This is a genomic window from Lysinibacillus sp. NPDC056959, assembly GCF_042674095.1.
Classification (GTDB): Bacteria; Bacillota; Bacilli; order Bacillales_A; family Planococcaceae; genus Lysinibacillus; species Lysinibacillus zambalensis.
In genome coordinates this window covers 73,517-88,702 of sequence record NZ_JBHURE010000020.1, presented here as the reverse complement: position 1 = coordinate 88,702, position 15,186 = coordinate 73,517, and the positions used below count along the sequence as shown (strand labels likewise).

Annotated in this window: 12 protein-coding genes and 3 tRNA genes; 12 read left to right on the top strand and 3 right to left on the bottom strand. The window is 38.9% G+C overall.

Annotated elements, in window-relative coordinates:
• Positions 1-18: 18 nt before the first annotated feature.
• From ACFTQ7_RS19035 to ACFTQ7_RS19025, 3 genes are all read left to right on the top strand, one after another.
• Positions 19-95: transfer RNA gene (locus ACFTQ7_RS19035), tRNA-Asn, on the top strand.
• A 9-nt stretch (positions 96-104) separates the two neighbouring features.
• Positions 105-195 (top strand) — tRNA-Ser (locus tag ACFTQ7_RS19030).
• 2 nt (positions 196-197) lie between these two features.
• Positions 198-269, top strand: a tRNA-Glu gene (locus ACFTQ7_RS19025).
• A 148-nt stretch (positions 270-417) separates the two neighbouring features.
• On the opposite strand, the gene ACFTQ7_RS19020 is transcribed toward ACFTQ7_RS19025, so the two are convergent.
• Positions 418-1,056 carry an NAD(P)-dependent oxidoreductase gene (locus ACFTQ7_RS19020; protein ID WP_386830392.1) on the bottom strand — a complete coding sequence of 213 codons (639 nt, stop codon included), beginning with the start codon at positions 1,054-1,056 and terminating at the stop codon, positions 418-420.
• 272 nt (positions 1,057-1,328) lie between these two features.
• Entirely contained in the window at positions 1,329-2,474 is a 1,146-nt protein-coding gene (locus tag ACFTQ7_RS19015; RefSeq protein ID WP_386830391.1) for a PD-(D/E)XK nuclease family protein, read from the bottom strand.
• A gap of 137 nt (positions 2,475-2,611) precedes the next feature.
• Between ACFTQ7_RS19015 and ACFTQ7_RS19010 the strand changes: the two genes are divergently transcribed.
• The 4 genes from ACFTQ7_RS19010 (at position 2,612) to ACFTQ7_RS18995 (ending at position 6,811) form a co-directional block, all read left to right on the top strand.
• Positions 2,612-3,823 carry a diaminopropionate ammonia-lyase gene (locus tag ACFTQ7_RS19010; protein ID WP_386830390.1) on the top strand — a complete coding sequence of 404 codons (1,212 nt, stop codon included), beginning with the start codon at positions 2,612-2,614 and terminating at the stop codon, positions 3,821-3,823.
• Positions 3,824-4,481: 658 nt separating this feature from the next.
• Positions 4,482-5,243, top strand: a complete 762-nt coding sequence (locus ACFTQ7_RS19005; RefSeq protein ID WP_386830389.1) for a MerR family transcriptional regulator — start codon at positions 4,482-4,484, stop codon at positions 5,241-5,243.
• Between the two features lie 143 nt (positions 5,244-5,386).
• Positions 5,387-5,836, top strand: a complete 450-nt coding sequence (locus ACFTQ7_RS19000; protein ID WP_197140214.1) for a TraR/DksA C4-type zinc finger protein — start codon at positions 5,387-5,389, stop codon at positions 5,834-5,836.
• Between the two features lie 48 nt (positions 5,837-5,884).
• Positions 5,885-6,811, top strand: a complete 927-nt coding sequence (locus tag ACFTQ7_RS18995) for a dipeptidase (protein ID WP_386830388.1) — start codon at positions 5,885-5,887, stop codon at positions 6,809-6,811.
• Positions 6,812-6,840: 29 nt separating this feature from the next.
• Here ACFTQ7_RS18995 and ACFTQ7_RS18990 read toward each other — a convergent pair whose 3' ends face one another.
• Positions 6,841-7,761 carry a 1,4-dihydroxy-2-naphthoate polyprenyltransferase gene (locus ACFTQ7_RS18990; RefSeq protein ID WP_349659112.1) on the bottom strand — a complete coding sequence of 307 codons (921 nt, stop codon included), beginning with the start codon at positions 7,759-7,761 and terminating at the stop codon, positions 6,841-6,843.
• 379 nt (positions 7,762-8,140) lie between these two features.
• Here ACFTQ7_RS18990 and ACFTQ7_RS18985 point away from each other — a divergent pair, with 379 nt between their 5' ends.
• The 5 genes from ACFTQ7_RS18985 (at position 8,141) to ACFTQ7_RS18965 (ending at position 14,576) form a co-directional block, all read left to right on the top strand.
• The gene (locus ACFTQ7_RS18985) at positions 8,141-9,526 is read left to right on the top strand and encodes an isochorismate synthase (protein ID WP_386830387.1); all 1,386 of its coding nucleotides are present in this window, start codon (positions 8,141-8,143) and stop codon (positions 9,524-9,526) included.
• On the top strand, positions 9,519-11,243 hold the full coding sequence (gene menD / locus ACFTQ7_RS18980; RefSeq protein ID WP_386830386.1) for a 2-succinyl-5-enolpyruvyl-6-hydroxy-3-cyclohexene-1-carboxylic-acid synthase: 1,725 nt from the start codon (positions 9,519-9,521) through the stop codon (positions 11,241-11,243). Before ACFTQ7_RS18985 ends, menD begins: the two co-directional genes overlap by 8 nt.
• Positions 11,231-12,064 (top strand): 2-succinyl-6-hydroxy-2,4-cyclohexadiene-1-carboxylate synthase, encoded by an 834-nt coding sequence (menH, locus tag ACFTQ7_RS18975; RefSeq protein ID WP_386830385.1) that lies wholly within the window; start codon positions 11,231-11,233, stop codon positions 12,062-12,064. The genes menD and menH overlap by 13 nt, the downstream gene beginning before the upstream one ends.
• A 107-nt stretch (positions 12,065-12,171) precedes the next feature.
• A complete protein-coding gene (gene menB, locus ACFTQ7_RS18970; RefSeq protein ID WP_053485078.1) occupies positions 12,172-12,990 on the top strand; it encodes a 1,4-dihydroxy-2-naphthoyl-CoA synthase in 819 nt (272 codons plus the stop codon).
• Positions 12,991-13,151: 161 nt separating this feature from the next.
• Positions 13,152-14,576, top strand: a complete 1,425-nt coding sequence (locus ACFTQ7_RS18965; protein WP_386830384.1) for an o-succinylbenzoate--CoA ligase — start codon at positions 13,152-13,154, stop codon at positions 14,574-14,576.
• Positions 14,577-15,186 lie beyond the last annotated feature (610 nt).

Sequence of the window (15,186 nt, the reverse complement as noted above, 5' to 3'; positions counted from 1 at the left end):
ATTTAGGCCCACCATTATTCCGAAGTAGCTCAGTTGGTAGTAGCACCTGACTGTTAATCAGGTTGTCGCAGGTTCGAGTCCTGCCTTCGGAGCCATTTTTTTGTGGGGAAGTACTCAAGAGGCTGAAGAGGCGCCCCTGCTAAGGGTGTAGGTCGGGTAACCGGCGCGAGGGTTCAAATCCCTCCTTCTCCGCCATTGGCCCGTTGGTCAAGTGGTTAAGACACCGCCCTTTCACGGCGGTAACACGGGTTCGAATCCCGTACGGGTCATACTAAAATACAGTAGATGTAATTTACATCTACTGTATTTTTTTTGTATTTCCAAATGGTCCAAAGGTGGCGAATGTAATACTATTTGTCTTTAAGATACACTACAAAAATAGCATGTTACTTTTCATGTCTTTTTATTGCTAGTACCCTAATGGGATATAAAAGGTGTTTTGTGCACGTACTTTGCATTATCAATATGATCAATGATAAAAGTGGCTATATCTTGATTCGTAATTTTTGTACCAGGCATATCAGTAAGATTTTCCTTTATCTGATTAGATGTTAAGCTATCTTTCACAAATGGTAATCTAAGTAGTGTCCATTTAATTTGTTTATTATTTAATAAAAGTTCCCATTCCAATTTTTTATCCTTCATCATTTTCGGAAAGATAACTTCAAACATCTTTGCTCCAAAACGATTCATCATGCTTTTTTTGTCCTCTTTAATCGTTAGAGAACCACCGGAAACACCTATATATCGACTAATGTTTAAATCTTTCATCACATTAAAAATAGTAGCTGTAACTTTACTATAAATAGGTTCCTCTTTAGGTGGTTGACCAAATGTATTAATAACAACTTGACAATCTTTAAGAAGTTCACGAATGCTTTCTATCTCTTGAACCTGTCCTTTTACTATTTCAATTTTATCATTTTTATATAGTACCTTCTCCGGGTTCCTAGCAAGCATCCGAACATGATATCCTTTTTCTATTGCACAAGCTGCTATATGCCTTCCTACTTTCCCTGTTCCTCCAATTATCGCTATTCTACTAGGGTTATCCATTTTAAACCTCCAATTGAATATACTAGTACATATACGATGAATCTCATTAATAGGTTTCAAACTTTTCTTTTTCTATTAAGTTATTTTCCAAAAGATTGTTGCTGTTAAAACAAAAAGGCAGATTTAATTTACAAAATGTGTAGAATAAATTCCGCCTTTTTGTTTTTTTAACTAAAGCCCCGTTTTAGGAAAAACAGCGATGCTTTTTAAACAATCGTGCCTTTTTGTGGAATACTTGAATACGAAATAATCTTGAAAAGTTCTGAAGGAGCTTAATCCTCTTCCTCTTGAGCTAAAGATGCAGCGATATCATCACGTACATCAGAAAGTTTCTTCTTATCACCATTTGGATACACAATACTCCACAACGCATAGCCATTGTAACGCTCTGTGTAATTTTCACCTTTAACGGAATTTACTGCGGCAATGGCAGCGGCTGAAGGACTACTATATTCTTTTCCTTCAAAAAGGACCTTGCCACTTGTTAGGTCGATTTCTGCCTCTCTTACGGCACCTCCATAAGTAGCTTCTAGATTTTTTTCGTCTTCATTTAGTCGTGAATACAACTCTTTCCAAGAGATATTTGATTTACGAATCGGAGAAGACGTTTTGGCCGTCCTTTTTTCAGGTGTCTCATTTTTAACCGCATCGAATATCTCATCTAATACATCTTTATACTTATCGTATATTGCTACACACAACTCATCATTTACTCTTGCCATCGGCTTATTCACTCCTTTATAGACCATACGAAGATTATGTATATATTCTTCTAAAATATTTTTATTTGCTGTTGTAATTTTCGGGTGATTCAAGCAAGGCAATATGACGAAATCATATAACCCTTGATAATCAATTTGAATAAACTCGGGACATTTTGGTTTTACCGTGGCATCTGGAGACAAAAAGACCTTTAATTCATATGTATACGAGTCATCCAATTGTTTTAAGATTTTCGTATAGGTTTCGGTCTGGTCTTTGTTTTCTCTTGCCAACACCTTATTCTCCACAATGATTTTCACCAGATCGTTCGTCAAACATAAATCAAACCGAGCCCGTAATTCCTGGTTTGTCTCTGGATCGACCGCAGACTCCGATACCTCAGTTGCCACTTCCATTTCCTCTAGTTGGAGTGAGTCCGATTCGATTAAATCAAAATCAATAACGGTTTTCGCATTTGAGACATTTTCCTCAGAAATATAGTAGAGAAAACGCTTCAGTGGGAACGTTCCTAAATTTAACGAAGACGTTGGTGAAAGCAACCAACTGATAAAAGAGCTGTGCATCGTTTCGCGGTGTCCAAAACCCAATAATTGAAACAAGCTTTGTTTTTCAAAAGATTCTTGTAAACGCAAGAAATCAGAATCACTAATCAACTGATTCAGCTTGGTTTTCAACTCTTTCTCATTTCTTATCATATTCTAACCTCTCAAACTCAGTAGATTTAAAGTATCGAAAACTATTATAGCAATAATCTATTCGAAAACAGCCTTGTAGTATTTTTTTGTGATGCTATAAGCTAAGATAAATATAGAAACAAAAGTAGGGGATGAAGATGGAAAAATTATTATGGACAAACAACCAACAATATTTGTTGCAGAAGAACTTAGAACAAGTAGTACCTTTTCTACATCATTTTTCCTCAGAACAAGTAAACCGTGTTGGTAGATTTCAACGTACATATGAGAAATTTGAAAGCACACCATTACGAAGCTTAAATGCTTTTGCATCACTAGTTGGCGTACAAAGTATTTTTGTAAAAGATGAATCATATCGATTTGACTTAAATGCATTCAAAGTATTGGGTGGTGTTTATGCAATTGGGCAGTATGTTGCCAAAAAGTTAGATAGGAATATTGATGAGTTATCGTTTGAGCAGCTTAAATCACCAGAAATAAAGGAGCAGCTAGGAGACTTAACATTTATTTCAACGACCGATGGCAATCATGGTCGTGGAGTAGCTTGGGCTGCTAGAGAGCTTGGTTTGAAAGCACGCATTTATATGCCAGCAGGTAGTGCTGAGGAGCGCCTCCAAAATATTAAAAATGAAGGTGCATATGCTGAAATAACGACAATGAATTATGATGATACAGTTCGTTATACTTCACAACTAGCAACAGAAAATGACTGGGTCGTTATTCAGGATACGATGTGGGAAGGCTATGAGGAAATTCCGTTATGGATTATGCAAGGCTATACAACGCTAATAAAAGAAGTCGCCCTGCAGTTGGAAAAAGCACCTACCCATGTATTTTTACAAGCTGGGGTTGGATCTTTTGCAGGTGCAGTTGTAGCTTTCTTACAACAATACTATGAGCAAGAGATTACATTTGTCTTAGTTGAGCCTTTTCTAGCGAATTGCTATTATGAAAGCTTTAAAGCAGGAGCTGAGCAATTTGTAACGGTTGGTGGAGAGATGCAAACCATTATGGCAGGTCTTGCCTGTGGTGAGCCGAATCCACTAGCTTGGGATTTATTAAAGACTTATACGAAGGTGAGTATTTGCTGTGATGAGGAAATTGCCGCTACAGGTATGCGCATTCTTGGAAATCCACTAGCAACAGATGCAAGAATTATTGCTGGAGAATCTGGAGCTGCCCCAGTTGGATGTTTTTATGAGTTGATGATGAATGAGCAATATATAGAACTGAAAGATACATTACAAATAGATGAAAATTCTCGTATATTGTTTATTAACACTGAAGGTGACACAGATGTAGAAAACTATAGAGATATTATGTGGCATGGGAAATATGCAAACATTTAACTTATTATAGCGGGTGTCCAAACACCCGCTATAATAGAGGAACTTAGTCTAAGAACCCCACGTCCTGTGGCAATTTAACTGTGCGAAAGCGAAGCGACAGCAACTACAACAACACACGACTGAGTGACCAACTTCATGCTGCTGACGCTGCGTTAGCACTACGCTTTCGCGCAAAAAAACATCTGTTGGTCCAATGCCGATTTCGGACGCAATTAGCCAAGGGCATAATTGATAATGAGCAAACTAGTGATAATAAAAAATCTAGTTTGCTTTTTTTCATGCGCATGTATTGAAGGATGAAATTTGAAAGACTTATGCAATATATATAAGTTGATCTTCGTTACGACTGGGCGACTCCTTGGGGATTAGCGATAGAGGAATGAAGGCTAAAACCATCACATTCTGTGATAACGCCTTCGTGACCAACATCGGTGCCGCTGCCGCTTCGTTAGCACTATGCTTTCGCGCAAAAAATATCTGTTGGCCCGAGACCCTGAAGCGAAGCGGCAGCTACAAATGTGTTATCAGCGCGAAAGCAAAGCGCTCAGTCGGAACGGAAATCAACCACACGTTATGGCGAAGAACAAATTTTTTTATTTTTTTCCTTGACCTTAACGTTGCGTAAAGATTTACAGTAGTAGTAGAGGGGGTGAACAGTGTGGAATTTACGATTCAAGAGCTTGCTCAATTATCCGGAGTTAGCACAAGAACACTACGCTATTACGATGAAATTGGATTACTGAAGCCAGCAAGAACCAATGAGGTGGGCTATCGATTTTACGGACAGTTTGAAGTTGATATGCTCCAGCAAATTTTATTTTATAGAGCATTAGATATGAAGTTAGCGACCATTAAGGAAATTATTCAATCGCCAGATTTTGAACATACAGAGGCACTTAAAACCCATCGTACGGCTTTACTGAAACGCAAGGAACAGCTTGAAAAGATATTACAAACAGTGGAAAAAACCATTCAATCTATAGAGGAGGAACAACCAATGGCAAATGAAGAGAAATTTAATGGATTTAAAGAGAAACTAATCGAGGAGAATGAAAAGCAATATGGTCAAGAGGTTCGTGCAAAATATGGTGATAAAACGGTTGATGCATCGAATGCGAAGCTAATGAATATGACCGAAGACCAGTATGAGGCTATGCAGCAGCTAGAACAGCAATTATTTGCTCGTTTAAAAGAAGCGATGGCAATCGGCGATACAAACAATGATGTGGCAATGGAAGTAGCAGAGCTTCATAAACGTTGGCTTAGCTTTTCGTGGGCACAATATTCTAAGGAAGCACATGCAGGTATAGCTCAGATGTATGTAGCGGATGAACGCTTTTCAGCTTATTACGATGAACGTGTTGCTGAAGGAGCAGCGCAATTTTTACATGATACCATCCAAAATTTCACTTTAGCGTAATTATAGCTGACGTTTCACTGTCGCTATAAAAAACATTTACTAAATGAAAATAATTATACAAAAAATAAGTGATTCCTTCTCATGCTTTCATGTTTTAGAAATATTAATTTAGGAAAAAATGAAGGCATGAGGAGGAGATTTTTTTGAACCCACAAGTAATGGAAAAATTGAAAAAGCAATTAGAGCAGGAGCTACAGGAAATAGAACAGCAACTGGAGGAATCAGAGCGTCCACAAGCGACAGAGCTATCTAATTATGATAATCATCCAGCTGACAATGCGAGTGATTTAACGGATCAACTAACGGAAATGGCGATTGATGAACACCGTGGTGACGATGCTGAAGAAATAAAGGCTGCACTACAAGCGATGGAGGACGGTACATATGGTAAATGTGCTGTATGTGGTGAAGAGATTCCGATTGGTCGCCTAGAAGCTATGCCGAAAGCATTGACATGTGTTGAGCATGCGGAGCACAAAGAAGATAATTTAAGGCCAGTAGAGGAAGATGTATTGTCTTCTACCCCAAAATCAGATGATTTCATAGAACTTGAGGAATTTGGCTCTTCCGATACACCACAAGATAAAAGTTAGTAAGCATTTTCACTCACAGGCAGTATAATAGCTGTATGGGGTGAGAATATGGATATAATTGATTTACACTGTGATGCTCTATTGAAATTAACAACTTTAGAAGCGGCAAAATTTGAAGATGATGTACGTTTGCATGCCAATCGAGAGAGATTACATTTAGGTCGGGTTAAGGCACAAGTATTTGCTATTTTTATAAACCCTAACATTCCGCAAAGCATGCAATTTTTAGAGGCGGTGCGGCAAATTGAAGCCTTCCATACACATGTATTACAAACTGAGGGCATGCTGCATATTACGGATTGGTCCCAATTAGATACTTTAGCTCCGCATGAAATTGGAGCCATTTTAAGCTTAGAGGGCTGTGGCCCAATCGGTGAAGATTTAGCAAAGCTTACTGCCATATTAGACGCAGGTGTAAAGCTTGTTGGTCTAACGTGGAATGAAGAAAATGCTGTAGCCCACGGTGCTGAACAGGATGCAAGCCTTGGTTTAAAATCATTTGGTAAAGAAGTTATAAACTTGCTAAATGAGAGGGATATTATTATCGATGTCTCCCATTTAAATGAACAGAGCTTTTGGGATGTCTTGCCACTAGCGAAGCATCTAATTGCTAGTCATAGTAATGCACGTGCAATTTGTGAGCATCCTAGAAATTTATCGGATGCTCAGGCGAAAGCACTTGTCGAGCATGGCGGTCATATACATGTCGTATACTACCCGACTTTTATCCGAGACAATGCTAAGATAGATGATTTAGTAGCGCATGTGAAGCATCTAGCGAATATAGTAGGGGTAGAGCACCTTGGACTAGGGTCAGACTTCGATGGTATAGATGTTACTGTCAAAGGATTAGCGCACGCAGGGGAGGCACAAAATTTGTTAGAGGCATTACGTGAACAATTTTCAATCGAAGAAGTTTGCGGTATTGCAAGTAATAATTTTCGACGCTATGTAAAAGATGCAGCAACCTTTTAAGGCTGCTGCATCTTTAATGATGGATCATACTAATAAAAGAAATATTGAATCAATAAACCGATTCCTAAGAGGAAGCCGAAGAATGTATTTGTTTGCGCTGTAAATTTCATCGCAGGCATCACTTCTTTAGCTTCTTTTTTATCGCGGAAAATTTGAATCGCACGAAGTGGTTTTGGAACACTTAAGAAAATGATTAGAGCCCAAAAGGTAATACCATCAATTGCTACAAGAGCGATTACCCATAAGTACGAAATGATAAAAAAGCCAGATAGGACAGAAATGGCATTGTCTCGGCCAACTAAAATAGCAAGCGTTTTTCGACCACCTTCTGTATCGCCAACGATATCACGAATGTTGTTGGACAGCATGATTGCCCCAACTAAAATCATACTAGGTACTGAAAGTAAAACAGCATCAAAAGTTACTGTAAGTGTTTGAATATAAAAGGCGATTAAGATAATACCCATCCCCATAACAGCGCCAGATACAAGTTCTCCAAATGGTGAATAGGCTATAGGGTAAGGTCCTCCAGTATATAAAAAACCGATCAGCATACAAACAAGTCCTACGGCAGCAAGCCACCAAGAGGTAGAGGCACATATGTAAATGCCAAGCAGCATAGCGATTGCATAAAAGCTTAAGGCAATCATCATAATAGTTTTTGGTTGAACACCGTGACGTACAATCGTTCCACCGATACCGACAGAATTTTCGTTGTCTAGTCCTAATTTGTAATCGTAATATTCATTGAACATATTTGTTGCTGCTTGTATAAGCATACTTGCAATGAGCATAGCAAAAAATAGTCCATAATCGATTGTTTGTTTTTCAATTGCCAAGGCAATCGCTGTTCCTAAAAATACTGGAACGAATGAAGCGGTTAAAGTATGTGGACGTGTTAAATGCCACCAAACTTTAAAACCCCTATCAGCTTCAATGACTTTGGTCATAAGGTCTTTCTCTCCTTCAAATGTTGTAGACTATTCTTATTTTATACGAAGAATGAGAAATTGGATAGGTTCACAGCTTATTACATACAGTTCAGATAAAAAAAATGATACAATAGAACATGCATTTATGAACTGAAAACAATAATTAAGATAATAGCAACAGTACAAAGAATAAGCTAGCAAAATAAAATGACAGCTATTTTAACAATATAAATATGATGTGGTAAAAGTACAAACAATCACTTTATTATGCAAAGGTTTGTCCAATTTGTGTTATAGAAAAGCCAAAGCAGTTAAAATTTATATTGAAAGTTAGAGCGAGTACAAAACATACCGTGCGTCATTCATTATGTACATTGCAACAACGGAGGTAATTTTCATGCAACAGAAGTGGTACCAAGCCACAGAAGTAGAAGTGGACTCTTTGGGCCAAAGCCTTCATTTTTATATGGAAACAATTGAAGTAAGTCGCTTATCGGCGCTCGCATTTTATGCGGCGGGTGAGGAACATTATAAAGGTGAACGATTTTATTGGCAAAATAGAGAAAAAACAATGACATTAGTAGGGCTAGGACATGCCTATACAATACAAAATAACGCCAAAAATGATCGCTACGATGCAGTAGAAGTGGAATGGAAAAAAATAACAAAAAACTGTGTTAAGGGACAAAGTGAGCTACAGCCAATTTTATTTGGCGGATTTACATTCGATCCACTAAATAATGTTGCTGGGGAGTGGACAGACTTTCCAGAAGCTTTTTTTGCGCTCGCAACATATCAGCTCGTCATACGTGATGACAAAGCATTTGTAAGTATCCATCTTCTTTCAAAAGATGGGCAAGCAGAGCCTCAGTTTGACGCGTTACGAAAAGAGCGAGATCATTTAATTCATGCTGCGCAGGTAAAAGAAGTGAAAACGTATTCAAAGCCTGAAATCACAAGTTATTTTGAGCCATATAAGGAACCGTATTTAGCTTCGATTGACCAAGTAACAGCATTGATTAAGCAAAAGAAGGCAGATAAAGTTGTTATTGCACGCTCGCTAGCATTGCAATTTAAAGAAGAAGTTTCTTCACCACAGGTATTATCACAAATTATTCATGAGCAGCCAGAGAGCTATTTATTTGGTTTAGAGCATCAAGAATTATTGTTCTTTGGTGCGTCCCCTGAACGTCTTGTAAAAGTAGAAAAGGGCCGCGCCTTTTCATCTTGTGTGGCAGGTTCTATTAAACGTGGTAAGACAGCAGAGGAAGATGAAGCTTATGGACAAAGCTTATTAAATGATTCGAAAAACGGTGGCGAGCATCAATATGTTGTCGATATGATTGCGGAAACTTTCCGTAAAAATTGTGTCGAGATGAAAGTACCAGATAGCCCTCGCTTACTAAAGATTAGAGATATACAACATTTATATACACCTGTTGAAGGTCAGTTGAATAATGAGGCAACTATATTACAACTGACAAAGTCTTTGCATCCAACGCCAGCTTTAGGCGGTGTGCCAAGGAAAGAGGCAATGGCAGCTATACGTAAGTATGAGCCTATGGATCGTGGACTTTATGCAGCTCCAATTGGTTGGGTAGATGCTGAAGGCAATGGGGAATTTGCAGTGGCCATTCGTTCTGCTGCTTTAGTTAAGGATAAGGCTTATTTATATGCTGGTGGCGGTATAGTAGCAGATTCAGAGCCACAATCTGAATATGAGGAAACATTAGTGAAATTCCGTCCAATGCTTCGTGCGCTAGGAGGACAATTACATGAGTGAACGAGAAATGTTAACGGATTATGTTTATAAAATGGTAGCGTCACTAGTGCAAGCTGGTGTTGAAAACGTTGTTGTCAGCCCTGGCTCACGTTCTACACCTTTAGCTTATGCATTTGCTTCAACGAAACAGCTCCATATGTATCGTCAGGTTGATGAGCGATCTGCTGCCTTTTTTGCGTTAGGAATTGCAAAGGCTACCGCAAAACCTGTTGTTCTTTTATGCACATCGGGAACAGCTGCGGCAAACTATTTTCCTGCCATTGTTGAAGCAAGCTATGCCCGTGTACCGTTAATTGTAATCACAGCTGATCGTCCGCATGAATTGCGAGAGGTAGGTGCACCACAGGCTATTAATCAGCCGAATTTATATGGCTCCCATGTCAAGTGGAGCGTGGATCTCCCGTTGGCAGATGATGCAGCACCAACATTGCCGTTTATCGAGCGTCATATCGCACGTGCGGTAGCGATTGCAATGAGCGCACCATTTGGACCAGTGCATATTAATGTACCGTTTAGAGAACCTTTGTTAATTGATTTTCGAGAGGAACTTCCTGAAGCGACATTTAAGCACAGTAGTATGGGTCAGTTAATACCTTCCATGGCGACTCAACAAGAGTTATCGGAGATTATACGTGCAACTAAAAAAGGCTTTGTTATTATTGGGGAGTTAGCACTAGGTACAGATTTAACAATGATGTGGGAGTTTGTTCGCCAATTAAAATGGCCGGTCATTGTCGAGAGTTTATCTAATATGCGCTCGTCTGTCCCAGAGGATTGTCTACCATATATGATCACAACGTACGATGCAATTATGAAGAGCGAAGATTTTAAAGCATTAGTTAAACCAGACACGGTACTACGTTTAGGAGCACAGCCTGTTTCTAAATTTATTATGCAATTTATTACTAAATCGCAGCCAGATGCTTATATTGTGGTCGATGAAGATCCGATGTTCCGTGATGCTACAGGTGCGTCTACTCATTTTGTTCATGCAAGTATTGGTGAGTGGCTCACGCAATTAGAAGTCTCTGAAACAGCACTAGAAGCAGCGTATTTAGCTGAGTGGCAAGATGCTAATGATATAGCACTAGAGTATATTGAACACTATTCTGACGGTGCGATTGATGAGGGAGCAATGGTAAGTCGATTACTCAAAATGATTCCTAATGGTAGTGATATTTTTGTAAGTAGCAGTATGCCAGTGCGTGATATTGATACGTTTTTAATGGCGACACCAAAAGATCTTCGTATTATTGCGAATCGTGGAACGAACGGTATTGATGGCGTCGTATCGACAGCAATGGGCTTTAGTCAAGGAAATAACCGCGAAACCTACTTGCTTATTGGCGATTTAGCCTTTTTACATGATGTCAACGGGTTAATTGCTTCAAGATACCAGGAATGCAACCTAACAATAATCGTTATGAATAATGATGGCGGCGGTATTTTCTCTTATTTACCACAATCTACAGTCGAGGCACATTATGAAGATTTGTTCGGGACACCAACTGCCCTAGAATTCTTTGATATTGCCAACATGTACGGAATGGACTATATACGTGTAGACGATATTTCAGAGCTATCAGTAAAGTTCACTACTATGAAGAAACGACCGATGCGCTTAATCGAAATTTTCACGAACCGAGAGGAAAATGTATATGCGCATCGAGCGTTGTGGAATCGCATTAATGCGGGGCTAAAAGCATGGCAAAGCTAATGATTCGTGGACTTGAAACGAGCGTGGAAATCTGGAATGAAGAAGCGGAGCAAACGCTCGTTGCATTGCATGGTTTTACAGGAAGTACGGCTACATGGCGAAATTTAGCGAAAGCTCTACCTAATGTACGAGTTATTGCCATTGATTTAATTGGACATGGTCAAACGGCAATACCTCAGCAAATTAGTCGTTTCTCTATGCAAGAGCAAATCCAAGATTTAGAGGAAACCTTTAGCCAATTAGAGCTAAAAAAAATTACGCTGCTAGGCTATTCAATGGGGGGAAGAGTTGCATTATCGTATGCAATCTCCTACCCTGAACGCATTGAAAAGCTAATTTTAGAAAGTGCTTCGCCAGGTTTACGAACGGCAAAGGAACGTTCTGAACGTTGTGAGAGGGATAACGCTCTCGCTGAAAAAATAATTAGTAATGGTTTGATATCATTTGTTAATGCATGGGAGACCATTCCTTTGTTTGAATCTCAAAAGCGTTTACCACACAATGTGCAAAAAGCGATTAGGTTCGAACGACTTTCTCAGAAGGAGGAAGGCTTGGCAGGTAGCTTACGAGGCATTGGTACAGGAAGCCAACCATCAAATTGGATAGCATTGGAGAAGCTTGAATTTCCTATGCTTTTAATTACAGGATCACTCGATGAGAAATTTTGTAAAATAGCACTAGAAATGAAAGCGTTATTAAAAAATGCCAAGCATACCACAGTAAATGACGCTGGACATGCAATTCATGTGGAAAATCCCGCTGAGTTTGCTACAATAGTAGAGGAGTATTTAACTTCTTTCAACACCAATGAGAGAAGTTAAAGCCGATTCCAGACGCAATTATGCCGAGGCATAATTGATAGTAATAAAATTTTTACGTTTTCGCCTCGATTTGAACGAGACGAATTTAATTATTAGGAGGCAATTCAATGACACGTCAATGGACAAGTTTACATACTTATGAAGACATTAAGTATGAGTTCTATAACGGTATCGCAAAAATTACGATTAACCGTCCAGAAGTACGCAACGCGTTCCGACCAAAAACGGTAATGGAAATGATCGATGCTTTTTCACGTGCACGTGATGACAAAAATGTTGGAGTTATCATTTTAACAGGTGAAGGTGAACATGCCTTCTGTTCAGGTGGAGACCAAAAAGTACGCGGTCATGGCGGCTATGTTGGTGAAGATGAAATCCCGCGCTTAAACGTCCTTGATTTACAACGTTTAATCCGTGTTATTCCAAAACCTGTAGTAGCGATGGTAGCAGGTTATGCAATTGGTGGAGGACACGTATTACACGTTGTCTGTGACTTAACAATTGCTGCTGACAACGCTCGTTTTGGACAAACTGGACCAAAAGTTGGTTCATTCGATGCTGGATATGGCTCAGGCTATCTTGCACGTATTATTGGTCATAAAAAGGCGCGTGAAATTTGGTACCTTTGCCGTCAATATGATGCACAGCAAGCACTTGATATGGGATTAGTTAACACAGTTGTTCCTTATGAGCAATTAGAAGATGAAACTGTACAATGGTGTGAAGAAATGCTAGAAATGTCTCCAACTGCTCTACGCTTCTTAAAAGCAGCAATGAATGCAGATACAGACGGTTTAGCAGGTCTTCAACAAATGGCTGGCGACGCTACTCTTCTTTATTACACAACAGATGAAGCTAAAGAAGGTCGTGACGCATTTAAAGAAAAACGTCAACCAGATTTCGGTCAATTCCCAAGATTCCCTTGATGATCTGAAGCGATGAACGGCTCGTATCTTACTGAGATACGAGCTTTTTGTATATCTAAATGGGCAAGTCGGATAGACTTGGCAGAGTAACGGGACTCCATGTCCAACTGAAGGATACTACGATGAAACGGCAAGATAAGGCAGATTGGAGGAATAACGAAATGTATCTGAATTGGGTTTTACAGCGAGCGTATTTAACACCTTTACGAAACGGTTTAACATATAATGAGCAGACTTGGACATTTCAAGAGTTAAATGATTTATCTTTAAAACGTGCTCGTCAACTTACAACACTGGATATTAAGCAAGGCGACCGTATTGCAATAATGGGGCCGAGTAAGCCTTCTCTTGTAATTATGATGTACGCATGTATGCATTTACAATGTGAAATGGTCATGCTAAATCGTAGGCTAACACAGGATGAAATTGCTTACCAGCTAGAGGATTCAGAAGCTATGGCAGTAATAGTTGCCGATGAGGATATAGAAAAATTACCATCACATACGACTAATTATTTATTTTCTACTATAGAAAAAAGTACAGAAACGGCTATTGATATTACGAAAGAATGGTCTTTAAACCAAACAACATCGATTATGTATACATCTGGTACGACTGGTTTTCCAAAGGGCGTTTGTCAAACAGTAGGAAATCACCAGGCAAGTGCAACGGCCTCAGTATTAAATATAGGTTTGCATGCGGATGATACTTGGTTATGTGCTGTACCACTTTTTCATATTAGCGGCTTTTCTATTTTGGTGCGTTCACTGTTGTACGGAAATAAAGTGCATTTATATGATCACTTTGATGCAGAAGCAATTTCGCAAAATATAATGGATGGCGAGGTTACACATATGTCGGTAGTCGCTGTCACATTAGAAAGGATTCTACATACTCTTGAACAGAGAAACGCACAAGCCTCACCGAAATTTAAAATGATGCTCGCAGGTGGTGGACCTGTGCCAGTGGATTATTTAAAAAGAGCGCATGCATTACATTTAGCTGTAGCTCAAACGTATGGTATGACTGAAACTTCGTCACAAACTGCAACATTAGCAAATGAAGATGCGATGAAAAAAATTGGTTCAGCGGGAAAACCATTATTTTTTAATCAAATTCGCATTGCTGAGCAGAATGACAATGGTGAAGGAGAAATTTGCATACGTGGTCCACATGTTACACCAGGGTACATTGGTCGTTTTGCTCAAAAAGAAGCAATGATTGATGGCTGGCTCCATACTGGGGATATTGGATATATAGATGAAGATGGTTATTTATTTGTTATCGATCGTCGGGCTGATTTAATTATTTCAGGTGGCGAAAATATTTATCCTGCTGAAATAGAAAATGTGCTACTTACACATCCTGCTGTAAAAGAAGCGGGAGTATGCGGCATTGATGATGATAAGTGGGGACAAGTACCAATCGCCTTTGTTGTATTAAAAGAACATGTTCAAGTAGAACAATTACAAGCATTTTGTCAAAAGAAACTTGCGAAATATAAACTTCCAAAAGAGATTATTGTTACGGACAAGCTCCCACGAAACGGCGCCAATAAGCTACTTCGGAGAAAATTAATGAACTAATACAAAAAGAAGCTTTCAAAATATTTGGATTTTATTAAAGCAGGAACAATTGCTGAAGATATAAATCCTGAAAAGCAGTTCGTTCACTATCAAATTCCTTGTTTGAACCATATTATAGATATTGTTTCATATGATGAGCCTATAATTACTGAGACAAAAAGAAATTAATAATTTTCACACTAAAAGAGCATCGGAATCGATGCTCTTTTTATGTGTTTAAAAAAACAAAATGATCAGGGAAATAATATAAATGCTGTGGCGCTTCACTTTTTCGAGACAAAAACCACTTACTGAAATTTCGTTTTATGACTCTATAAGAGTGACATACTTTGTGACTATGGTTGATCTTCGTTACGGCTAGGTGACTCCTTGGGGATTAGCGATAGGGGAACGAAGGCTAAGAGCATCACATCCTTGTGATAACGCCTTCGTGACCAACATCCTAGCGCCTAGCCGGAACGGAAATCAACCCCTCGTTTTGCAGAACAGCCATACTTTCATTTATTTCAACTAAATAATAGTTTTTTTCAACACTATAAAGGGAAGCCTTTATTTATTCGTTTTAAGAGTCATCTTTAGTAAATTTTTAGGATTAAATTAATCATTCATT